This window comes from Paramagnetospirillum magneticum AMB-1, from assembly GCF_000009985.1.
Classification (GTDB): domain Bacteria; phylum Pseudomonadota; class Alphaproteobacteria; order Rhodospirillales; family Magnetospirillaceae; genus Phaeospirillum; species Phaeospirillum magneticum.
The window spans coordinates 4,545,805-4,568,422 of sequence record NC_007626.1 but is presented as its reverse complement, the minus strand read 5'-3'; the positions used below and the strand labels follow the sequence as shown (position 1 = coordinate 4,568,422).

Below are 22,618 nucleotides of genomic sequence, written 5' to 3'. Positions count from 1 at the left end.
CCAATGGACCGGCGATTTCTCCAAATGACAGGGACGACATCAGATCCCCCTGGGGCGGGGGATGTTTTAGTTGTCGCCCATTATACGTCAGCCCAGGGCAACTCGCATCGTCATGCTATGACGAAGGTGGGGTGCGCTTTTTAGGCGGCTCGCGGAGGGGCGCCGGGCGCCGTCCGGCGGATCACACGGCCGTTCCACCCACCGTCAGGCCGTCCATGCGCAGCGTCGGCTGTCCCACGCCCACCGGCACGCCCTGGCCGTCCTTGCCACAGGTGCCGATGCCGGGGTCCAGCGCCAGGTCGGTGCCGATCATGGTGACGCGGGTCATGGCGTCGGGGCCGTTGCCGATCAGGGTGGCGCCCTTGACCGCCGGGCCGACCTTGCCGTTCTCGATGAGATAGGCCTCGGAGGCCGAGAAGACGAACTTGCCGTTGGTGATGTCCACCTGTCCGCCGCCGAAATTGACGGCGTAGATCCCGCGCGGCACCGAGGCGATGATCTCGGCCGGGTCCTTGTCTCCCGCCATCATGAAGGTGTTGGTCATGCGCGGAATGGGGGCGTGGGCATAGGATTGCCGCCGGCCGTTGCCGGTGGCGGCCACCCCCATCAGGCGGGCGTTCATGCGGTCCTGAAGGTAGCCCACCAGGATGCCGTCCTCGATCAGCACGGTGCGCGAGGTCGGCGTGCCCTCGTCGTCGATGGACAGCGAGCCACGCCGGTCGGGAATGGTGCCGTCATCGATCACCGTGACGCCAGGCGAGGCGACGCGGGTGCCGATCTTGCCGGTGAAGGCTGAGGTGGCCTTGCGGTTGAAGTCGCCTTCCAGCCCGTGACCCACCGCTTCGTGCAGCATGACGCCGGGCCAGCCCGGCCCCAGTACCACCGGCATCTCGCCGGCCGGGGCGGGGATCGAGCCCAGATTGACCGAGGCCTGGCGCAGCGCCTCGTCGGCGCAATGCTGCCAGTCGGCGAGGCCCATGACGCCGCCATAGCCGATGCGCCCGCCCATGCCGTGGCCGCCGGTCTCCATGCGGTCGCCGTCGCCCAGCACCACGTTGACGCCCAGGCGCACCATGGGGCGGATGTCGGCGGCCAGGGTGCCGTCGGCCCGCAGGATGGTCACCGCCTGCCACGACCCGGCCAGCGAGGCGGTCACCTGCCGCACCCGGTTGTCCCGGGAACGGGTGTAGGAATCGATCTCCTCCAGCAGCCGCACCTTGTCCTCGAAGGGGACCTGGGCCAGGGGGTTGATTCCGGTGTAAAGCGGCTTGGCGCCGCCGGCCGGGGCCTGGGCCATGGTGCCCGAATGGCCCGAGCGCACGGCGCGCACCGTGGCCGAGGCGCGGCGGATGGCCTCGGCCGACAGGTCCGAGCCATGGGCGTAGCCGTGGGCCTCGCCCGCCACCGCGCGCAGGCCGAAGCCCTGGGTGGTGTCGAAGCTGGCGCTCTTGATCTGCCCGTCGTCGAGGACCAGGGATTCCGACTGGCGGTATTCCAGGAACAGTTCGCCGTCATCGGCGCCCGTCAGCGCCTCGGCGACGATGCGGCGCAATCCATCCGCGTCGAGGCCGGTTTGGGTGAAGAACAGATCCTGGGCCACGGCGAGGTTGGACATAAAGGCTCCTGACGGAAAGGGGCTGAGTGGTGTAAACCTGACGAAGCAGCATCTCTTATCGGAGACATATGGGCAATGGCCGAAGGCTTGCCAATCCGGCTCAATGAACACGCCCAGCGGCGAAGCCTGGCCGGCGAGGTCCACGCCCGGCCCTACGAGCTGTTGTCCGCCCCGGTGCGGGCCTCGCAACTGGCCATGGTGGGGGCCAATCCCGCCGACGAGCGCGAGCATCTCACCCAATTGCTGGCCTCCCACGGGGCCGAGCCGCCCGGCGACGGCGCCGGATACTTCATCCGCGACCTGGGCGGCTTTCGCCTGCGCTGGGAGCGGCATTCCGAATTCTCCACCTATACGGTGATGCGCTTCGATCCGTTCGACGACGGATTCGCCCATACGGCGCTGGACATGCTGCCGGCGTCCTGGCTGGAGACCATGCCGGGCGAGGCCATGACCGCCGTCCACGTGCTGGTGACCAAGGAATTGCCCGACGATCTGGGGCCGCTGTTCGACGGCAACACCCTGGTGGGCGCCAAGGTGCTGTGGGGGGCGGGCGAGGCCTGGACCGATTTCCGCCTGCACGCCGACGGCTTTTCCCGCGTCGTGCTCAAGGATTGCGGCCTGACGCGGGGCCAGACCGGACGCCTCGTCCAGCGGCTGCTGGAGATCGAGACCTATCGCATGATGGCGCTGCTGGCCTTTCCCCTGGCGCGCCAGTCGGCGCCCGAGGTGGCCCGCATCGACCGCGAGCTGGCCGGCATCGTCAGCCAGCTGGCCGACCCGGCGGTGCAGCAGAACGACCGCGACCTGCTGGAGCATCTCACCCGGCTGGCCGCCGAGGCCGAGCGCCTGGATGCCGCCACCAGCTTCCGCATGTCGGCGGCCAAGGCCTATTACGCCATCGTCTGCCGCCGCATCGAGGAATTGCGCGAAGACCGCATTCCCGGCCTGCAGACCTTCGCCGAATTCGTCGACCGGCGCCTGGGTCCCGCCATGAAGACCTGCGAATCAGTCTCCGAGCGCCAGCAATTGCTGGCCACCCGGGTGTCGCGGGCCGGTGATCTGCTGCGCACCCGGGTGGACATCGCCCTGGAAGAGAAGAACCGCGACCTGCTGAACTCCATGAACCGCCGCGCCGAGCTGCAATTGCGGTTGCAGGAGACGGTGGAGGGCCTGTCCGTGGTGGCCATCAGCTATTACCTGCTGGGCCTGATCGGCTATCTGGCCAAGGGGCTGAAATCCGTCGGCCTGCCGGTGGATTACGACCTGGCCGGGCTGATCGGCCTGCCGGTGGTGGCCGCCGCCGTCTGGCTGGGGGTGCGGCGCCTCAGAAAGGCGCTGAGCCACAAGGGGGAGTGAGGCGGCCCTTCCCCGGGGCTCCCGCCCCGGTCCCCGGTTGGAGGCGATGCCTCCAAGCCTCCCTTTGATTTATCCAAGAAAAAAGGGCTATGCGGGCCACGGGCTCTTGGTGCGGACCAGATGGGCGAACTGGTCGGCGGGGACCGCCTTGCTGAAATAGAAGCCCTGGGCCTCGTCCACCTTGTGGGCCTGGAGGAAGTCCAACTGCTCCTTGGTCTCGATGCCTTCCACGTTGACCCGGGTGCGCAGCGAGTGGCCGAGATTGACGATGGCTTCCACCACGGCGGCGTTGTCGGGATGCAGGCCGATATCCACCACGAAGGAGCGGTCGATCTTCAGCTTGTCCACGGGGAAGCGCTTCAGGTAGTTCAGCGACGAATAGCCGGTGCCGAAATCGTCGATGGAGATCACCACGCCCATGGCGCGCAGGCTTTGCAGCACCTCGATGGTGGCATCCACATTCTGCATGGCGATGCCCTCGGTGATCTCCAACTGCAGCTGGTCGGGGGCGAAGCCGGTCTGGTCCAGGATGTCGGCCACCATGGCGATGATGCTCTGGGTCTGCTTGAACTGGGCCGGCGACAGGTTGACGGCGATCTTCATGGGTTCCAGCCCGTCCCTCTGCCACTCGCGGCCCTGCTGGCAGGCGCGGTGCAGAATCCAGCGGCCGAGAGGGCCGATCAGGTCCGAGCGCTCGATGATGGGGATGAACTCGCCGGGCGGCACCCAGCCCCGCGTCGGGTGGTTCCAGCGCAGCAGGGCCTCGCAGCCGACGATGCGGCGCGAGCTCATCTCCACCAGCGGCTGGTAGTGCAGCTCAAGCTGCTCGGTGCCCAGCGCCTGGCGCAGATCGTTCTCGATCAGCTTGCGGGCGCGGACCTCGGCATCCATCTGCGCCACGTAGAAGTGATAATTGTTCCGCCCCTCGGCCTTGGAGCGGAACATGGCCAGATCGGCATTCTTCAGCAACTGGTCGGCGTCGATGGAATCGTCGGGATACAGGGTGATGCCGATGGAGGTGCTGGTCCTGACCTCGTGCTCGTCCAGGCCGAAGGGATCGGCGATGCCGGCGATGATGCTTTCCGCCACCCGCGAGGCGCCTTCCAGATCGTCGAGATTGGTCAGGATCACCGCGAATTCATCGCCGCCGAGGCGCGCCACCGTGTCGGTCTCGCGCACGCAGCGGGTCAGGCGCTTGGCCACGGCGCGCAGCAGCAGGTCGCCCACATGGTGGCCCAGCGTGTCGTTGATGTCCTTGAACTTGTCGAGATCGAGGAACATCAGCGCCAGCTTCCACCCGGACCGCTTGGCCTGGGCCAGGCTCTGGCGCAGGCGTTCCTGGAACAGGACGCGGTTGGGCAGCTCGGTCAGGGCGTCGTGGTGGGCCAGATGCTGGATGCGGGCGGCGGCCAGCTTGCGTTCGGTGACGTCGCGGCCGACCAGGACCAGACCGCTGCGGCGGCCATCCGGCTTGAACAGGGGGATCTTCAGCATGTCGAAGACCTTGGTGCCCCGCGACGGGGTTTCCATGGCCTTTTCGTAGCTGAGCGGCTTGCCGTCCTTCCAGGCCCGCTCGTCGGTCTCCTTGGCCGTGGTCAGGAATTCCTGGAAATTGTGCGACAGGCGCGCCAGTTCCGGGCCGGTGCGCCCGACGTAATCCACCCCCGACAGCCCCACCAGATCCAGGTAGAACTGGTTGGCCACCAGCCAGCGCCCCTTGCCGTCCTTGAAGCAGATCAGGTCAGGCAGGGCGTTGATCAGGGTGGTCAGCCACTCCTTCTGATTCACCAGCTCGGCCTCGTTGGCCTTGCGGAGCGTGATGTCGTGGCCGATGGCGACATAGAGCCGCTGGCCGCCCAGTTCCATGGAGGCCAGCGACAGCTCCAGCGGGAAGTGGGCGCGGGTCTTGCGCACGCCGACCACCTCGGTGCGGTGGTCCAGGAAGGGATCGGGCTTTATCAGCTCGGGGATCAGCAGCGAGATCTGCTTGCCGACGATTTCCGGCGGGGCATAGCCGAAGATGCGTTCCGCCGACGGGTTGTAGGTGCCGATGCCCCCGTCCTCGCCGAAGGTCACGATGGCGTCGGCGGTGTTGTCGACGATGGCCCGGTTATGCAGCTCCGACAGCCGGTAATTCTCGGCCAGCGCCTCCATGGTGCGGGCCTGCTGGCGCAGCAGGGTCTCCCGCGATGCCATGCTGGTGACGTCGAAGATCTGGATCAGGCCAGTGCGCCGTCCGTCGGCATCCAGCGGCTTGATCACCACGATCTGGTGCATGGTTTCGCGCCGGTCGGGGCGTGATCCCTTCCGCGTCAGCGGGAACAGCATGCGGTTGAGCGACGACGACAGCATGGCCGACAGGCCGTTCGCCAGGGTCTGCTCGACGGCCTCGGCGACGCGGCCGTCGGCCAGGGAGGGAAACAGCTCCGCGATGGTGCGCCCCATGGCGTCGCGTGCCCGGATGCCCGACGATTCCACCAGCCAGGCGTTCCAAAGGGTCACGCGGCCTTCGTCGTCGAGCAGGATGACGCCCATCTCCGTGGCATCGGTCAGGGAACGCAGGAAGGTGTCGCTGGCCGAGATCGTCATCTGGGGGCTATCTCCCGACCACGCGCGCCACATAGGCGGAGACCGCATCGGCGAAGTGCCGCGCCGAGACGATGTCCATGACGAAGGCGAGATGGCCCTGGACGCCCTTGGCGGTCAGGGAGAAATCCACCCTCAGGAACATCACCAGCTCGGTGTCCGGGTGCTTGGCGTCAAGGATGCGGGCGCCGCGGCCGCGCAGATAGATGGGCAGCGAGCTTTCGATGACGAGACCCAGCTGGTTGGCCAGGCTGCCCAGGCAGGCATTGAGGATGACGTTGCCCACCTCCAGCAACGCCTCCTGCTCCAACTCGGTGAGCGAGTCCATGGGCACCGAATCGCCCAGCATGGACCGCACCAGGTCCAGGCTGCGCTTTTCCGGGAAGATCAGCAGGATGTCGCCGGAAAAACTGCTGGAGAAATGCTGGCGCACCGCCACCGAATCGGCGCCGCCCGTGGTGGCGTCCAGGCGCTCGGCCGCCTCGGCCGGCGGCAGGAATTCAACGAAGGGGACGGACAGGGCCACCCGGTCGCCGACCATCCGCGACAGCGACGCCGCCGCCTGGCCGATGGCGACGTTCAGGATCTCTCCGACGGCATCGCGCTCCAGCGCGCCGATCAATTCCGTCATGGCGCCGGCGTCCCGCCGGTCAGGAACCGGATCAGCAGATCGTCCCGCAAGGGCTTGGAGATGTACCCGATCTGAAGCTGGGAGGCTTCGTCGCGGATGGAATCCTGGATGTTGGCGGTCAGCAGGGAAACCGCCACCGCGGGAAATCTGGCGCGGAATTGCCGGGCCGCCTCCAGCCCGCCCATGCCGGGCATGTTGACGTCCAGCAGGACGAAATCGGGAGGTGTCGTCAAGGCCAGGTCCAACGCCTCCTCGCCCGAGGAGGCTTCCCAGATGACCCAGTCGGGACAGGCGCTTTCCACCACCGAACGCGTCATCATACGGGCGACACGGCTGTCATCGACCAATAGCACGGTGCGGCCCGACATGAATTTACTCCGGCGATGCCTCAAGGATCCTACAAATCTATGCTTGACGCCTTGCCGCGCCGCAAGGGTAAAGTCCAGTTCAAGGCTTGGCGCGGGAGAGCACCATGATGATCAGTCACCACGCGGCCCTTATTTACGTCATGGTCATGGTTTCCGCCGCGGATGGCAACATGACCGATCCGGAATTGCGCATGATCGGCGAGATCGTCAATTTCCTGCCCATCTTTCGGGATTACGATCCGGAGCTGCTGACGCGGACCACGGCGGCCTGCGCCGAAATTCTCGATTCCGACGACGGCCTGAACCGTATCCTGGACGTGATCAAGGCATCGCTGCCGCCGCGCTTGCGTGAGACCGCCTATGCCCTGGCCTGCGACGTGGCCGCCGCCGACCGCGACCCCCACCGCGAGGTCATGCGCCTGCTGGAACTGTTCCGCCATCGCCTGGACATCGACCGTCTGGCGGCCGCGGCCATCGAGCGCGGCGCCATGGCCCGCTTCGCCATTCTGCCGGTGCACGCCTGACCGCGGCAAAGGTGTGGCGACAGGCTCTTGCAAATCCGTCGGCACAGCGCTACTTTCCGGCCCGCGACCGCGCTCTCGATGCCGGTCGCAGCAATGGGCCGGCGTAGCTCAGTTGGTAGAGCAGCGCATTCGTAATGCGCGGGTCGGGAGTTCGAGTCTTCTCGCCGGCACCATTCCCCCGAAAAAACAAGCGGTTAGCGCGGTGCCTTAATGGGCGCTGGCTGCTGTTTTGCAATGCGTCAGTGTTTTGACGGCCAACGCGGCTTGGCTCATACGGCCCCCGCTTTGGCGGGGCGCGTGTCCGGAACGAGCGTTGCGCCCGTCGTGTCGCGATAGCGGCGCCTCCGCAGGCAAGGGAGGCAGGAGGCCTATTTGAACAAGAAATTGGCAATGTTGCCATCTTGGGCAAGGGGGATCGCTATGTTCGCGGGCTGGCACTGCCTCAGCAGGCCAATTGAGGTGCGCAATTGCATGACTTCGCTGCTGGTGAGGGAGAATTTTCTCTCAAAGGCCTGCTTTTGCCCATCGACCGCGGTATCAAGTTGGAACGTCCAGTCACCGTCATGCCATGCGAAGCGTTCGTGGGCAAAGTCTCTCACGATAGTAAAGGCTCTGTCAGTCAACGGTGTGGGGTATCCATTGAAGCCGGGAGCACATGGTGCTTGCGATTGATATTCTGGAAGACTTGCCAATTTAGAGGACATATTTGAAAAATTGATGTTTGTGGCCATCAGTATGCGAAGATCTATTTTTACCCCTGGGTTGATGGGGAGTGGTCCTGTTATTGGCATGAACTGCCCGAACTGACTGATTATTGTCCAGCCCATTGGCACTAAGGTAAGGGATGCCGTCCCATCGTTCAACTTGGCTGTCATGTCGCTGATTTGGACGAGTGTCGTCCCTGAGTTCTCAATGCGCATCGACGCAATAATGATTGGTGATCCGTGGAATTGCCCAATCATAATATCCGGTGTGGTGGATTTTATGATTTTCTGAATTTCCCTTGAAATTCTAATTTCTATATTTTTTGCGTCGGATGGCTTTACGGTAATGATGTCTGGTGTTTGGTAGCCTGGCGCCGTAACTTGAATCTTGTATTCATTGAGCTTGCGGTTTCTCGGGACTGTTATAGTAAATTGCCCCAGAGTGTTGGTCGGCTCTGTGGCTAACGTCAGCAGGTTAACCGTCGCGCCGGGGATCGCCTCTCCGGTTGTGGACAGAACGGCGCCGTGGAGGACTTCGTCCTCGCCGTTGATCAGGCGGTCGGCAAGCGGAGCAACGGCCGGTCCTCCCGTTCCTAGCAAGAGCGACAATACGGCCGCCTGAAAGATGCGATTTATAATCAGATGCGTGGTTGCGGGGGCAAAATTCAGTCGGCCTGTTTTCACTATCAGCCGGACAATTCCAGCGACGAGAAAGAGGAACAGGGCAATGAGCTGAAGGGGTGTTCCAATCTGTTGCAGGATTGAAGACATTTTGCCTCCTTCCGGAATCAGGTGAACATATGATCGTTCTCATCTGTTATGTCCAACACAGTATCACCACCAAAGGTGTGTGAAAAGCGCAGTTGCGTCCGGCTGCTTGGTTGGGCTCGCGCTGATTTTCCCGCAAGAGCGGCGGTCCTTGCTGTCCCGCCGCGCCATACGGTGGTGTCGGCCGGTTGATGCCGCCCGGGTTGCCCGGTAGGCTCTGGGGATCGGAGGAGAGGCCATCATGCCGTTTCGCCTGCCCCCCCTTTCCTCGCTTCGCTTCTTCGAAGCGGCCGGAAGGCATCGGAGTTTCAAGCGCGCCGCCCAGGAGCTGAACGTCACGGCCAGCGCGGTCAGCCACGGTATCGTGGCGCTGGAAAAGGCGCTGGGCGTCGCGTTGTTCGTCCGCGAGACCCGAAGCCTGTCGCTGACCCCGGAGGGGGAGGGCTACCTGCCCTATATCTCCGAGGCTCTGTCGCTGATCGCCATTGGAACGCAGCGCCTGCCGGGCGGTCCGGGAGAGCGGGGCATCTCGGTGAGTTGCGCCCCGACTATCGCCTCGCGCTGGCTCCTGCCGCGGCTTCCCGAATTCAGCCGGCGCTGGCCCCAGCTGTCCGTCTCCGTCGACACCTCTCACCGTCAGGTCAGTTTTCCGGTGGACGGATTCGACTTCGCCATCCGCATGAGCCGTATTCCTTTGGCCGGGGCGGCCTGGACGCGGCTGTTCTCGGAGCGATTGGTTCCGGTCTGCTCGCCCGCCTATGCCGCGAGCCTGTCCGCCGCCGGGGGAGGTCCGGGGCTTTGTGGCGCGACGCTGATCCATGTGGTCTCGGTCAGCGAGGACTGGTCCGCCTGGGCCGACGCCACGGGGACACGGGGGCTGGACCTCGCCGGCGGCATTCGCATCGATGCCATCCAGTTGGCCTTCGAGGCCGCCCGGGCCGGGCTGGGGGTGGCGCTGGGGCGCAAGCCTCTGGTAGACCTCGAACTGGCCGACGGCTCGTTGGTGGAGGTGGGGCCGGAGGTTGCCGCCACCGAATCCGCCTACTGGCTGGTCTGTTCCGATGCCGTCGAGCACCGGCCCGATCTCCGCAATTTCAAGCGCTGGCTGATCGCCCAGGTGGACTCTGCCGGATAGATGAGGAGTCCTCATCCATCCGCGAAGGCTTCTCGTTTGCCGCCGTCATGGCCGCTTTCCATTCTGAGGGTTCAGGATGGAGGTCGAGATGAAGACAAACGACACACGGCGCCGCACGATGATTCTGGCGGTGGTGTCGGCGGCGCTGATCATGAGCGCCGCCATGGGAACCCGCCAGACATTCGGCCTGTTCCTCGGGCCGTTTTCCTATGATCGCGGGGTGCCCGTCACCCTGGTCGCCTTTGCTATCGCCCTGCACAATCTGGCCTGGGGGCTGGCGCAGCCCTTTGCCGGCGCGGCGGCCGACCGCCATGGCGCCTTGCCGGTGATCGGCTTCGGTGCGCTTGCCTATGCCGGGGGGCTGGCCCTGTCCGCCCTGGTGGCCAGCGACGCCGCCCTCGTCCTCGGCATGGGCCTGCTGGTGGGGATCGGGATCAGCTGCACCAGCTTCGGCGTGGTCATGACCGCAATCGGCAAGATGGCGCCGCCCGAAACCCGGAGCATGGCCATGGGTCTGGCCAGCGCCGGCGGGTCGCTCGGGCAGGTTCTCCTGGTCCCGGTGGTCCAGTCGGTCACCGCAAGCGGCGGCATGGCCTGGTCGTTGTTGGTCCTGGCCGCCGTGATCCTGGCGGCGGCGCCCCTGGGGTTCTTTCTTCGCCGAGACGAGCCGGTCCCGCCGCAATCCTCGGCCGGTCCGCCGCTCGGGGCCATCCTGGCGCAGGCGGCGCGTCACCGGGGCTATCGCCTGCTGACCGTCGGGTTCTTCGCCTGCGGTTTCCAACTGGCTTTCATCGCCACCCATCTGCCGGGCTACCTGTCCCTGTGCCATATGCCGGTGGGCCTGGGCGCCATGGCACTGGCGCTGATCGGGCTGTTCAACATGGCGGGAAGCTGGGGATGCGGCTGGCTGGGCGGGCGCTTCGCCCAGGGGCCGGTGCTGGGCTGGCTGTACCTGATCCGGGGAGCCGCCATCACCACCTTCGTCGCCCTGCCCAAAAGCGAGATATCCGTGGTGATCTTCGCGGCGATCATGGGATTGACCTGGCTGGGGACGGTGCCCCTGACCAGCGGGCTGGTGGCCCGGATCTTCGGGGTGCAGCATCTGGGCGCACTGTTCGGACTGTGTTTCCTCAGCCATCAGATCGGCTCGTTTCTCGGGGCCTGGCTGGGGGGGCTGGTGCTGGACCTGACCGGGTCCTATTCCCTGATCTGGGCGGCGACGGCTGCCTCGGGACTGGTGGCGGCCCTGCTGCACTTTCCCATCGGCAATACGCCGGCGGGGCTTGCTCGCCCGGTCCAGGCGTGAGGGGGCATGGTCATGGAGCCCATCTCCCTTCTGTGCCGCGACGGCTACGAACTGCTGGGGCATTTCTGGCGCCCCGAGGGGGCGGTGGACGCGGGAACCGTCATCATCAATCCCGCCACCGGAGTGCTGGCCCGCTACTATCACCGCTACGCACGCTTTCTGGCCGAACAGGGGTTCGCGGTCCTGACCTACGATTATCGCGGCATCGGCCTGTCGCGGCCGGGGCGGATTCAGGGTGCCGGGATTCGCTGGCGCGATTGGGGCGAGCTGGATTTCGACGCGGCCATCGCCTGGGCGCAGCGGCGGCGCCCCGATGGAATGCTGGCAGTGGTCGGGCACAGCATCGGCGGCTTTCTTCCGGGCTTTGCCCCCGGCGCCGCTCGCATCGACCGTCTTCTGACCGTGGGGGCGCAATACGCCTATTGGCGGGACTATGCCGCCGACCGGCGTCTGCGGCTGATGCTGAAATGGCATGTTGCGATGCCGGTGCTGACCGCTCTGCTGGGCTATTTCCCGGGACGGCGGCTGGGCTGGCTGGAGGATCTACCCGCCGGCGTGGCTCATGAGTGGAGCTTTCGCCGCGAGAAGATGGAGGTCAGCTATCCCCAGCACGAACGCCCGCTGATCCTCGACCGCTTCGCCGCCGTACGGGCGCAGATTTTGGCGGTGGGCATGGCCGATGATGAATTCGGGACGCCCCGAGCCATCCTTCGCGGGCTGAGCTATTACCGGAACAGCGAGCGGCAGAGGGTGTCGCTGGCTCCCGCCGATCTGGGCTTTGCGGATGTGGGGCATTTCGGCCTGTTCCATGCCCGTCATCGCGACGGATTCTGGCGGCAGAGCTGTGCGTGGCTGCGGGACGGGCTTTCTCCCTGGCCGCCAGACGCGGTACTTCTGCCGGAAGGGGGAACGTGGAAACAGCGGATTTCATATGCCTGAAGGATGGAGTACCTTATCGGGATCCGTGTGTTTCCGGTTGAGAGACCGCACCAAAGGCCGGGGGCGTTTTGAACCGCATTGCCGCTTTCGCGACCGGGCATGCCCGGCTGGCCTGGATCTTGGCGTTGCTGGTCGTGGCGATCGGCTCGGCCATGGCGGTATGGGCGGTTCGCGAACGCCGCGACGATGAGCGGCTTTCGCGGCTGCGGATCGAGGCCCAGCGCAGCGGCGTCGAATTGATGTCGCAGACCCTGAACGGCAATATCATGGGGTCGCTCTCTTTGCTCGGCATGACCGACGAGGAGGTTCGGGGTGACGCCTTGGGAACCTTTCCGCCCAATGGTCCCCGGGTTTCCCGGTTGCTTGAGGCGGTTGGCCGTTCTCATGGTGCCGAGGGTGTCTTCATCGTTGGCGGGGACGGTCGGATCAGATCGTCGTGGGATATGGGCGGCAAGCCCTCGACGGGGCTGGATGTTCGCTTCCGGCCCTATTTTCAGACGTCCATGAAGGGCCATGACAACGTCTATGCCGCCGTCAGTCTGGCCCGTGGCGACCGCGCCCTCTACTTCGCCACTCCGGTGCGCGCCATGGCGGGTCGCAATGCCGAAGCCGTCGGGACGGTGGTGGCCCGCACCACTTTGTCCCAGGTGGATTCCCTGTTGCAGGGCAGGTCGGACGTGGCGCTGCTGTTGTCCCCCCAGGGCGTGGTGTTCGCCTCGAATCGCCCGGAATGGATCGGCTTCCTGGCGGGGCAGCCGAATCCGGAGCGCTTGAGCGCCATCCGGGCGCTCAAGCAGTTTGGCGCCATGTTCGATCGGGCCGAGCCATCGATCCTGCCCTTTGCCGTCGAAGGAGGCGTGGTGGATCTGGGGGGACGCCGTCATGCCCAGGCAGCCTCCACGGTGACCTGGAACGACCCTTATGGCGACTGGTCCCTGGTGCTGATGGAAGATCTCACGCGGACCGTGCCGGCCGGCGAGAGCCTTGCGGTGGGATTGGCGACGGCGGCCCTCTTGCTGGTCTTCTGCGGCCTTGGTCTGAAGATGCTGCACAGTCACCATGCCCAGGTCCTGGCGGCACGGCGCCTGGAAGACTACGCCGCTGCCCAGGCCGCCGGTGCAGAGCGCAAGACGCGACGGGCCGAATCGGCGCTGCTCTTCCAGCGGGCTCGGTCGACGCGGGAACTGGCCGACGCCTTCCTGGCCGAGTGCCACCGCATCTTCGGGGCGCTGCAGGGCCTTATTTACGCCGATGACGGCAGCGGAGACGGCGTCTTCCATCTGGCGGGGCGCTTCGCCTGTGACGCCGCCACGCCGCCGCTCCTGGCGCCGGGCGAGGGGCTGCTCGGTCAATGCGTGGCCGAGCGGCAGCCGCGCATTCTCGACGTCAGCGACGCTCAGGCCTGGACCATCCGGTCCGGCCTGGGGAGCGCCCGGCCGGCGGCGGTGATGATGGCGCCGCTGCTGCTGGACGACGCGGTCCTGGGCGTCGCGGAAATCGCGGTTCTCGATCCGCCGGACCCCCTGGTGCATGGCCAGTTCATGGAAATGGCGTCGCTGCTGGCCCTCAACCTGGAAATCCAGCGCCGGCATCGGGGCGCCGTGGCCGACACCCGCGAGGCATTGTCATGACCTTCCTTCTGAACGCCCTGGAGCGCCTGCGACTGACCACCAAGCTGGTTCTCGGCTTTTCGGTCTTCCTGCTGATGATCGTCGGCCTGGGCCTCTACAGCCTGCTTGTCCAAAGGGGGCTGAACGACGAGATCCAGACCCTTTACACCCGGGAGCTGGTGGGCATCTCCAGCCTGAAGGACGGGCGCATCGAACTGGCCAAGATGGGGCGGGCCTTGCGTCAGGCCATCCTGGCCCGCGAGCCGGCCGAGCGCGATAGGGCCCTGCGGCAGCTGTCGCAGGCCGAAGCGGCGCTGCATACCGAAATGAGCCATGTCCGTCCGACTCTCGTCCGCGAGGAAAACCGGCGCAACCTTGCCCGCTTCGATGACGGCTTCAAGGACTTCAAGGCCAATGTGGATCAGGCGGTGGCGCTGTTGCGGACGAATCCCGCCGATGCCGCGGTCTTTGTCGCCACGCCGGCCTTCCAGCTGGTGGCGGCCGCCTCGGACGAGGCTCTGGAGGCCGTGGTCCGGGTCAAGGAACGCGGCGCGCAGGAATCCGCCCGCCTGGCCCAGGAGGGCTACGAGCGCGGGCAGCGTCTGACCCTGCTGCTTCTCCTCGGCGGCGGCGGGATGGGTCTGCTGTTCGCCGTGCTGATCGGCATGTCCATCCGCCGTCCCGCCACCCGGGTGCGGGACGTGGTGGAAAAGCTGGTGGGAGGCCAGTTGGATCAGGCCGTCCCCCATACCGACTATCCCAACGAGATCGGCGCCCTGGCCCGCTCCATCGACGTGCTGCGCGGCGAGGCGCTGCAGATGGAATCCCAGCGCTGGGTCAAGACCCACCTGGCCAATCTGTCGGCCGAGCTTCAGGCCGCGACAACCATGGCCGGTCTGGCCCAGACCTTCCTGTCCGTCATGGCGCCGCTGCTCAAGGTCGGCCACGGGGTGTTCTACATCCACGAGGAGGAGGCCGGGCGCCTGCGCCTGCTGGGCGGCTATGCCTTCCGCCAGCGCAAGACCCTGGACCAGACCTTCGCCATGGGCGAGGGACTGATCGGTCAATGTGCCCTGGAGCGCTCGCCCTTCATCATCACCCGGCCGCCCTCGGACTATGTCCGCATCGATTGCGGCATGGCCGAGATGGTGCCCAAGACCATCGCCGTCCTGCCGGTACTGCGAGGGGAACGCCTGCTGGCGGTGGTGGAACTGGCGACACTGGAGGCCTTCGGCCCCGCCGAGCAATCCCTGCTGGACGGGGCCCTGCCGGTCTTGGCCATGAGTCTGGAGATTCTGGAACGCGGCGCCAAAACCGCCGCCCTGCTGGAGGAGACCCGGGTCCAGGCCGCCACCCTGGCCGCCTCCGAGCGCCAGGTGGCGGCGCGCAAGGAGGAACTGGAGGCCATCAACGGGCAACTGGCCGAGGCGGAGGAGCGCTCGCGCCTGATCCTGGGGTCGGTGGACGAGGGCATCTGCGGCTTGGCCCAGGACGGCACCATGTCCTTCGTCAACCCGGCCGGCGCCCGCATGCTGGGCTACGGTCTCGACGAAATCGTCGGCAAGCCCTTGCACGCCCTGGCGCATCACACTTATCCCGACGGCACTCCATTTCCCCGCGAATGCTGCTCCATGTTCCTCACCAGCCAGGACGGCCAGCCCCGGACCGAGGTGGACGAGGTACTTTGGCGCAAGGACGGCACCAGCTTCCCGGTGGAGTACTCCACCACGCCGGTGCTCAAGGACGGCACCGTCGTGGGAACCGTGGTGACCTTCCGCGACATCACCGAGCGCAAGAGGGCCGACGCCCTGCTGCATCAGGCCCTGGATCGCGCCGAGGCGGCATCCCAGGCCAAGGCCGATTTCCTGGCCAATATGAGCCACGAGATCCGCACCCCCATGAACGCCATCATCGGCATGAGCCATCTGGCGCTGAAGACCGAGCTCAATCCGCGCCAGCGGGACTATGTGCGCAAGATCCAGCAATCGGGCCAGCATCTGCTGGGAATCATCAACGACATCCTCGACTTCTCCAAGATCGAGGCCGGCAAGCTGTCGGTGGAAAAGACCGCCGTGCATCTCGATACCGTCCTGGACAACGTCGCCAACCTGATCAGCGAAAAGACCATCGCCAAGGGGCTGGAACTGATCTTCGACGTGGCGTCCGACGTGCCCAACGACATGGTCGGCGATCCGCTCCGGCTGGGGCAGATCCTGATCAACTACGCCAACAACGCGGTGAAGTTCACCGAGACGGGCGAGATCGTCGTGGCCGTCCGGCTGGCCGAGGATCTGGGCGAGGCGGTCCGGCTGCGCTTCGAGGTCAGGGACACCGGCATTGGGCTCAGCGCGGAGCAGATGGGCCGTCTGTTCCAGAGCTTCCAGCAGGCCGACACCTCCACCACCCGCAAATACGGCGGTACCGGACTGGGGCTGGCCATCTCCAGGAAGCTGGCCGAACTGATGGACGGCGAGGTGGGGGTGGAAAGCCAGCCGGGCCGGGGCTCGACCTTCTGGTTCACCGCCTGCCTGGGCAAGGGCAGGCCGCGCCGCGCCCTGGTTCCCAAGCCGGACCTGCGCGGCCGCCACATGCTGGTGGTCGACGACAACGAGAATGCCCGTGCCGTGTTGGTGGACATGCTGACCTCCATGTCCTTCCGGGTCGAGGCGGTGGAGTCCGGGGCGGCGGCCGTTGCCAGGGTGCGCGAGGTCGCCGGCGCCAAGCCGTTCGAGGTCGTCTTCCTCGATTGGCAGATGCCGGGCATGGACGGAATCGAGACGGCCAGGGCCATCCTCGGCCTCGGCCTAACCAGTCCGCCCCACATGATCATGGTCACCGCCCATGGCCGCGAGGAGGTGATGAAGGCGGCCGAATCCGCCGGGATTGAGGATGTGCTGATCAAGCCGGTCAACCCCTCCATCATGTTTGACGCGGTCATGCGCGCCCTGGGAGCGGCGCTGGAGGGCGATCCCGAGGAGGCGGCCGCCGGGCGCGAGGTGTCAGACGACGCCCTGGCGTCGCTTCGGGGGCTGCGCGTGCTGTTGGCGGAGGACAACGACTTCAACCAGCAGGTGGCCACCGAACTGCTGGCCGATGGCGGCGTGGAGGTGGAGGTGGCCGAGAACGGCAAGATCGCCGTGGATATGGTCATGGCCGCCCCCTACGACATGGTGCTGATGGACATGCAGATGCCGGTCATGGACGGTGTCGCCGCGACGCGGGAAATCCGCCGTCTGGGCTTCGGCGACCTGCCGGTCATCGCCATGACCGCCAATGCCATGCAGGCCGACCGCGACAGATGCGCCGCCGCCGGGATGAACGACTACCTGACCAAGCCCATCGATCCCGACGAACTGTTCGCCTGCCTGCTGAAATGGCGCGGGGTGGCGCCGACGGCGGTCGTGGCCCCCGCCGCCCCGGCCGGGGCCGTCCCCCTCCTTCCCGAGATCGATCCCGACGTGTTCGACTTCGAACGCATGGGGCCCATCTACAAATGGGACATGGCGCGGCTGCGCCCCATCCTGGCCGCCTTCCTTGACGATGCCGGGACCAAGGTGGCGCGCCTGGAGGCCGAGACCGATCTCGCCGCTCTGCGCGAGGTGGCCCATGGTCTCAAGGGCACCGCCAATACCGCCGGAGCCCTGCGCCTTGGTCGTCTGGCCGCCGATGTGGAAAACTCGGCCCGGGATGGTAACGACGCGGCCGCCGGCATGCTGATCCCGCTGCTGCCCCCCACCCTGAGTGAACTGCGCGACGCCCTCGCGCCGGTCCTCGATGACAGAGGTGTCCCATGAACGAAACGGAACTGCGCCGGATCAAGGTGCTTCTGGTGGATGACGAGCCTTTCATCCGGCTGACCCTTCGCCAGATCCTCATGCAGATCGGCATTCCGCCGTCCAACCTCTACGATGCCGGCGACGTCAAGGCCGCCATCTCAGAGACCTTGCGCATCCGCCCCTCCGTCGTGCTGTGCGACATCCACATGCCGGGCGAGGACGGCTTCGCCTATGTGGCGACGCTGCAGCGGGCCCCGATTCCCGAAGTGGCCGCCATTCCCGTGGTGATGCTGACTTCGGATTCGGGCGAGGAGGCGGTGATGACCGCCAAGGGGCTCAAGGTCTCGGGCTACCTGGTCAAGCCGGTCTCCATCGCCGCCGTCAAGAAATCCATCGAGCGCGCCCTGAAGGTGACGCTGCCATGAGCCGCCCGGCGATTGAGGGGAATGAAGCATGAGCGACGACATCCGCCCGACCATCCTGGTGGTCGACGACACGCCCGACAACCTGAAGCTGATGAGCGGGCTGCTGAAGGACCTCTACCGGGTCAAGATCGCCAACGGCGGCGAGAAGGCGCTGGCCATCGCGGCGTCCGATGCGCCGCCCGACCTGATCCTGCTGGACATCATGATGCCCGAGGTCGACGGCTACGAGGTGTGCAGGCGCCTCAAGGCCAGCAGAGCAACCCGCGACATCCCGGTGATCTTTCTCACCGCCATGAGCGGCAGCGAGGACGAGGAGGTGGGGCTCAAGATGGGGGCGGTGGACTACATCACCAAGCCCATCACTCCGGCCGTGGTGCTGGCCCGGGTCGAGACCCACCTGAAGCTCAAGGCCAGCGCCGATTTCCTGCGCGACAAGACCGCGTATCTGGAGACCGAGGTGACGCGCCGTACCCGGGAACTGGCCGCCATTCAGGACGTGACGATTCTGGCCATGGCCTCCCTGGCCGAGACGCGGGATTCCGACACCGGCAACCATATCCGGCGGACCCAGTACTATGTCCGTGCCCTGGCCCTGAAACTCAGGGACCACCCTCGTTTCTCATCCTCGCTTGACGACGGCGTCGTCGACATGCTGTTCAAATCGGCGCCGCTGCACGACATCGGCAAGGTCGGCATTCCTGACCGCATCCTGCTGAAGCCGGGACGGTTCGAGCCCGCCGAATTCGAGATCATGAAGACCCACACCACCCTGGGACGCGATGCCATCGAGCACGCCGAGCAATCCCTGGGCACGCCGGTGGCCTTTTTGTCCATGGCCAAGGAAATCGCCTATGCCCACCAGGAAAAGTGGGACGGCAGCGGCTACCCCCGGGGGATTGGCGGCGACGACATCCCTGTCTCCGCCCGCCTGATGGCGGTGGCCGACGTCTACGACGCCCTGATCAGCCGCCGGGTCTACAAGGAGGGCATGCCCCACGCCACGGCGGTGCAGATCATCCGCGAGGGCAGCGGTTCCCATTTCGACCCCGATATCGTCGAGGCCTTTCTCGCCCTGGAGGACGAGTTCAAGGCCATCGCCGCCCGCTTCGCCGACAGCGACGGCGACATGGAAAAAAAGAAGGAATATCTCAGCCGGGCGGGGGGCGTTCCGTGAGGCGGGCCTAACATCGGATGGTCGGCGTATTACCCGTATCGGGACGCGCCGACTCTCCCTCATAACGCCTGACTTCCCCGGTAATGGCGCTGTCGGCGATGTGATGCGTTTATAGCGACACTATCGGAATGGTGGCGCTATTTTCGCTTGATCTCTGACCGGGCGTAATTGCTGAAATGGCCCTCGCGGGCCGCCCGGGCGCGGGCCTGGCTCACCACGCCGGGCGTCTTGGCGGCGGGGGCGGTGGCGCCCATCTGGCGCTCCAGGGCCTGGCTGCCGCATTGGGGGCAGGCCGGGGACGCGTCGGAGGAGCGGACCAGGGTCTCGAACTCGGTGCCGCAGCCGGTGCAGCGGAAGGTGTAGTAGGGCATGGGGTCCTCGAAGGGGCAAGACGGGGCGGCGGCCGCCCAAGATTAGCACCGCGGGTCCGCCGGCACGAAAAAAAATGTGGCGGACGGGTAGGTCGTCCCACCCAGGCCCCCACCCTTGTTTTGGCGTGCAGTGGCGCGCCCGGCGGATGAAGGATAATTCGCTCTCCTCCCCCGAATGGGCAGGACTCGTCTTGCAACGCAAAACTCTATGTGCTAGTTAACCGACGCGCCGACAGGGGGGCTAATCCTGCAGGCGCCAGAATTATGTTGCCTTTCAATAGGTTACGGCTGCCGGTTCGACCCTATCCAAGGACTTGCCCAGGTGCCTTCCGAAACTATTGGCGTGATCGCCGACCGCTATGCCACCGCTCTCTTCGAGTTGGCCGATTCTTCCGGCTCGCTCGACCAGGTTGCCGGTGATCTCAAGACGCTCCAGGCCATGCTGCGCGAAAGCGCGGACCTGCGCCGCGTCGTCGACAGCCCCGTGCTGAGCCGCAACGACCAGGGCAAGGCGATCTCCGCCGTTGCCAAGGCCGCCGGCTTTTCCGAGCTGACGAACAAATTTCTTGGTCTGGCGGCTCAAAACCGCCGGCTGCACACCCTTTCGGGGGTGATTGCATCCTATCTTGGCCGGTTGGCGGCCCGTCGCGGGGAAAAGTCCGCGACGGTGGCTTCCGCCGTGGCTCTCTCGCCGGCCCAGCAAGACGCCCTTACCACCGCCCTTAAGGCAGCCTTCGGCGGCAATGTCGCCGTCGACGTCAAGGTTGATCCCAGCTTGCTGGGCGGCCTGGTGGTTCAGGTCGGTTCCCGCATGGTTGACAGCTCGCTGAAGACGAAGCTGCAGCATCTCAAGCTCGCTATGAAAGGGGTTGGATAATGGAAATCCGCGCCGCGGAAATCTCCGCAATCCTCAAGCAACAGATCGCCACCTTCGGGACCGAGGCGGAAGTTGCCGAGGTCGGTCAGGTGCTGTCTGTCGGTGACGGCATCGCCCGCGTGCACGGCCTCGACAAGGTCCAGGCCGGCGAGATGGTCGAATTCCCGGGTGGCATCAAGGGTATGGCGCTGAACCTCGAGACCGACAATGTCGGTGTCGTGATCTTCGGCGACGACCGCAACATCAAGGAAGGCGACGTCGTCAAGCGGACCGGCTCCATCGTGGACGTTCCGGTCGGCAAGGGCCTGCTGGGCCGCGTCGTCGACGCTCTCGGCAATCCCATCGACGGCAAGGGCCCCATCGAGGCTGCTTCGCGCCAGCGCGTGGACGTCAAGGCCCCGGGCATCATTCCGCGTAAGTCGGTGCACGAGCCCATGTCCACCGGCATCAAGGCCGTGGACGCCCTGATCCCCATCGGCCGCGGTCAGCGCGAGCTGGTCATCGGCGATCGCCAGACCGGCAAGACCGCCATCCTGGTCGACACCATCATCAACCAGAAGCGCTGGCATGACGCCAACGACGAGAAGGCGAAGCTGTTCTGCATCTACGTCGCCGTCGGTCAGAAGCGCTCCACCGTCGCCCAGATCGTCAAGACCCTGACCGATTACGGCGCCATGGACTACACCATCGTGGTGGCCGCGACCGCGTCGGAGCCCGCTCCGCTGCAGTTCATCGCCCCCTACGCCGGCTGCACCATGGGCGAGTATTTTCGCGACAACGGCATGCATGCCCTGATCATCTATGATGATCTGTCCAAGCAGGCCGTCGCCTACCGTCAGATGTCGCTGCTGCTGCGCCGCCCGCCGGGCCGCGAAGCCTATCCCGGCGACGTGTTCTACCTGCACTCGCGCCTGCTCGAGCGCGCCGCCAAGATGGGCGACGCCGCCGGCGCCGGCTCGCTGACCGCTCTGCCGGTCATCGAGACCCAGGCCAACGACGTGTCGGCCTACATCCCCACCAACGTGATCTCGATCACCGACGGCCAGATCTTCCTGGAAACCGAACTGTTCTATAAGGGCATCCGCCCCGCCGTGAACGTCGGTCTGTCGGTGTCGCGCGTCGGCTCCGCCGCCCAGATCAAGGCGATGAAGCAGGTTGCGGGCTCGATCAAGCTGGAACTGGCCCAGTATCGTGAAATGGCTGCCTTCGCGCAGTTCGCTTCCGACCTGGATCCGGCCACCCAGAAGCTGCTGGCCCGTGGCGCGCGTCTGACCGAGCTGCTGAAGCAGCCGCAGTTCTCGCCCATGGCGACGGAAGAGGAAGTCATTTCCATCTACGCCGGCGTGAAGGGCTATCTGGACAAGATCGACGTGCGCCAGGTCGGCCGCTTCGAGTCGTCCCTGCTGTCGGAAATCAAGTCGAAGGCGCCGGAAATTCTGACCGCCATCGCCACCGAGAAGCAGATCAGCGCCCAGACCGAAGAGAAGCTCAAGGCGTTCCTCGACGCGTTCTCCAAGACCTTCGCTTAACCGTCCCGTGGGAGTTTAGGTTATGGCGAGTCTCAAGGACCTGCGGATGAAGATCGTGAGCGTCAAATCGACGCGCAAGATCACGTCCGCCATGAAGATGGTCGCTGCCTCGAAGCTCCGCCGCGCGCAAACCGCGGCGGAAGCGGCACGGCCGTTCGCCGAGCGCATGGAGCGCATGCTGGGCACCCTGGCCGCCTCGCTGGCTGGCCAGTCGGGTGCGCCCCGCATGATCTCCGGCACCGGATTCGACAAGGTGCATCTGCTTGTCGCGGTGACCGCCGATCGCGGTCTGTGCGGCGGCTTCAATTCGAGCATCGTCCGCGCCACCAAGGCGATGGCCGCTGATCTGCTGAAGCAGGGCAAGACCATCAAGATCATGCCGGTGGGCCGCAAGGCCCGCGAGCAGCTGCGCCGTGACTATGGCCAGTACATGATCGAGGGCTTCGAGAACCTGGGCCGCAAGGGCATCGTCTTCGCCGAGGCCGATCAGGTCGCGTCGCAGATCTCCGCCATGTTCGATGCGGAGGAATTCGATGTCTGCACCGTGGTCTACAACAAGTTCAAGTCGGCCATCGCCCAGGAAGTGACCCGCCAGCAGGTGATTCCCTTCCCGGTGCCCGAGCAGGCCGCCAAGTCCGAGACCGGACCGAAGGCCATCTACGAGTTCGAGCCCAGCGAAGAAGAAATCCTGGCCGAAATCCTGCCGCGCAATCTGGCGACCCAGATGTTCCGTGCCCTGCTGGAAAGCCAGGCTTCGGAGCAGGGCGCGCGCATGACCGCGATGGACAACGCGACGCGTAATGCGGGCGACATGATCAATGCCTTGGCGATCAAGTACAACCGGTCGCGCCAGGCCCAGATCACCAAGGAACTGATCGAAATCATCTCCGGCGCCGAAGCGCTGTGACGGAAGACTAGGAGCAC

Annotated in this window: 18 protein-coding genes and 1 tRNA gene; 13 read left to right on the top strand and 6 right to left on the bottom strand. The window is 65.7% G+C overall.

Annotated elements, in window-relative coordinates:
• Positions 1–181: 181 nt before the first annotated feature.
• Complete coding sequence (gene tldD / locus AMB_RS21030; RefSeq protein WP_043745493.1) at positions 182–1,615, bottom strand: metalloprotease TldD; 1,434 nt, start codon at positions 1,613–1,615, stop codon at positions 182–184.
• Between the two features lie 75 nt (positions 1,616–1,690).
• Here tldD and AMB_RS21025 point away from each other — a divergent pair, with 75 nt between their 5' ends.
• Positions 1,691–2,971 carry a DUF3422 family protein gene (locus tag AMB_RS21025; RefSeq protein WP_011386504.1) on the top strand — a complete coding sequence of 427 codons (1,281 nt, stop codon included), beginning with the start codon at positions 1,691–1,693 and terminating at the stop codon, positions 2,969–2,971.
• A gap of 87 nt (positions 2,972–3,058) precedes the next feature.
• Here AMB_RS21025 and AMB_RS21020 read toward each other — a convergent pair whose 3' ends face one another.
• Genes AMB_RS21020 through AMB_RS21010 form a run of 3 tightly spaced genes read right to left on the bottom strand, consistent with a single transcriptional unit; the run spans position 3,059 to position 6,556 of the window.
• Positions 3,059–5,560 carry a bifunctional diguanylate cyclase/phosphodiesterase gene (locus tag AMB_RS21020; protein WP_011386503.1) on the bottom strand — a complete coding sequence of 834 codons (2,502 nt, stop codon included), beginning with the start codon at positions 5,558–5,560 and terminating at the stop codon, positions 3,059–3,061.
• A 7-nt stretch (positions 5,561–5,567) separates the two neighbouring features.
• On the bottom strand, positions 5,568–6,188 hold the full coding sequence (locus tag AMB_RS21015) for a chemotaxis protein CheC (protein WP_011386502.1): 621 nt from the start codon (positions 6,186–6,188) through the stop codon (positions 5,568–5,570).
• Entirely contained in the window at positions 6,185–6,556 is a 372-nt protein-coding gene (locus AMB_RS21010; protein ID WP_011386501.1) for a response regulator transcription factor, read from the bottom strand. The genes AMB_RS21015 and AMB_RS21010 overlap by 4 nt, the downstream gene beginning before the upstream one ends.
• 104 nt (positions 6,557–6,660) lie before the next feature.
• Between AMB_RS21010 and AMB_RS21005 the strand changes: the two genes are divergently transcribed.
• Together AMB_RS21005 and AMB_RS21000 are read left to right on the top strand one after the other, a co-directional pair.
• On the top strand, positions 6,661–7,080 hold the full coding sequence (locus AMB_RS21005; protein ID WP_011386500.1) for a tellurite resistance TerB family protein: 420 nt from the start codon (positions 6,661–6,663) through the stop codon (positions 7,078–7,080).
• Positions 7,081–7,177: 97 nt separating this feature from the next.
• Positions 7,178–7,253 (top strand) — tRNA-Thr (locus tag AMB_RS21000).
• A gap of 195 nt (positions 7,254–7,448) precedes the next feature.
• On the opposite strand, the gene AMB_RS20995 is transcribed toward AMB_RS21000, so the two are convergent.
• Complete coding sequence (locus AMB_RS20995) at positions 7,449–8,555, bottom strand: carboxypeptidase-like regulatory domain-containing protein (protein WP_043745489.1); 1,107 nt, start codon at positions 8,553–8,555, stop codon at positions 7,449–7,451.
• A gap of 238 nt (positions 8,556–8,793) precedes the next feature.
• On the opposite strand from AMB_RS20995, the gene AMB_RS20990 reads away from it, so the two are divergent.
• The 7 genes from AMB_RS20990 to AMB_RS20960 all read left to right on the top strand — a co-directional run bounded on the left by AMB_RS20990 (position 8,794) and on the right by AMB_RS20960 (position 18,917).
• On the top strand, positions 8,794–9,687 hold the full coding sequence (locus tag AMB_RS20990; RefSeq protein ID WP_011386499.1) for a LysR substrate-binding domain-containing protein: 894 nt from the start codon (positions 8,794–8,796) through the stop codon (positions 9,685–9,687).
• A gap of 88 nt (positions 9,688–9,775) precedes the next feature.
• Positions 9,776–10,993: an MFS transporter gene (locus tag AMB_RS20985; RefSeq protein ID WP_043747115.1), complete on the top strand. Its 1,218-nt coding sequence runs from the start codon at positions 9,776–9,778 to the stop codon at positions 10,991–10,993.
• A 12-nt stretch (positions 10,994–11,005) separates the two neighbouring features.
• Complete coding sequence (locus AMB_RS20980) at positions 11,006–11,932, top strand: alpha/beta hydrolase family protein (protein WP_231848914.1); 927 nt, start codon at positions 11,006–11,008, stop codon at positions 11,930–11,932.
• A gap of 68 nt (positions 11,933–12,000) precedes the next feature.
• Positions 12,001–13,563, top strand: a complete 1,563-nt coding sequence (locus AMB_RS20975; RefSeq protein WP_011386496.1) for a GAF domain-containing protein — start codon at positions 12,001–12,003, stop codon at positions 13,561–13,563.
• Positions 13,560–17,336 carry a response regulator gene (locus AMB_RS20970; RefSeq protein ID WP_011386495.1) on the top strand — a complete coding sequence of 1,259 codons (3,777 nt, stop codon included), beginning with the start codon at positions 13,560–13,562 and terminating at the stop codon, positions 17,334–17,336. The genes AMB_RS20975 and AMB_RS20970 overlap by 4 nt, the downstream gene beginning before the upstream one ends.
• Positions 17,333–17,743 carry a response regulator gene (locus AMB_RS20965; protein WP_011386494.1) on the top strand — a complete coding sequence of 137 codons (411 nt, stop codon included), beginning with the start codon at positions 17,333–17,335 and terminating at the stop codon, positions 17,741–17,743. The genes AMB_RS20970 and AMB_RS20965 overlap by 4 nt, the downstream gene beginning before the upstream one ends.
• Positions 17,744–17,771: 28 nt before the next feature.
• A complete protein-coding gene (locus AMB_RS20960; protein WP_011386493.1) occupies positions 17,772–18,917 on the top strand; it encodes a response regulator in 1,146 nt (381 codons plus the stop codon).
• Positions 18,918–19,054: 137 nt separating this feature from the next.
• Here AMB_RS20960 and AMB_RS20955 read toward each other — a convergent pair whose 3' ends face one another.
• The gene (locus tag AMB_RS20955) at positions 19,055–19,288 is read right to left on the bottom strand and encodes an FmdB family zinc ribbon protein (RefSeq protein ID WP_011386492.1); all 234 of its coding nucleotides are present in this window, start codon (positions 19,286–19,288) and stop codon (positions 19,055–19,057) included.
• Positions 19,289–19,610: 322 nt separating this feature from the next.
• Here AMB_RS20955 and AMB_RS20950 point away from each other — a divergent pair, with 322 nt between their 5' ends.
• Genes AMB_RS20950 through AMB_RS20940 form a run of 3 tightly spaced genes read left to right on the top strand, consistent with a single transcriptional unit; the run spans position 19,611 to position 22,601 of the window.
• The gene (locus AMB_RS20950; RefSeq protein ID WP_011386491.1) at positions 19,611–20,165 is read left to right on the top strand and encodes a F0F1 ATP synthase subunit delta; all 555 of its coding nucleotides are present in this window, start codon (positions 19,611–19,613) and stop codon (positions 20,163–20,165) included.
• A complete protein-coding gene (gene atpA, locus AMB_RS20945) occupies positions 20,165–21,694 on the top strand; it encodes a F0F1 ATP synthase subunit alpha (RefSeq protein WP_011386490.1) in 1,530 nt (509 codons plus the stop codon). Before AMB_RS20950 ends, atpA begins: the two co-directional genes overlap by 1 nt.
• 22 nt (positions 21,695–21,716) lie before the next feature.
• Positions 21,717–22,601, top strand: coding sequence for a F0F1 ATP synthase subunit gamma (locus AMB_RS20940; RefSeq protein WP_011386489.1), 885 nt, complete (start codon positions 21,717–21,719; stop codon positions 22,599–22,601).
• Positions 22,602–22,618 lie beyond the last annotated feature (17 nt).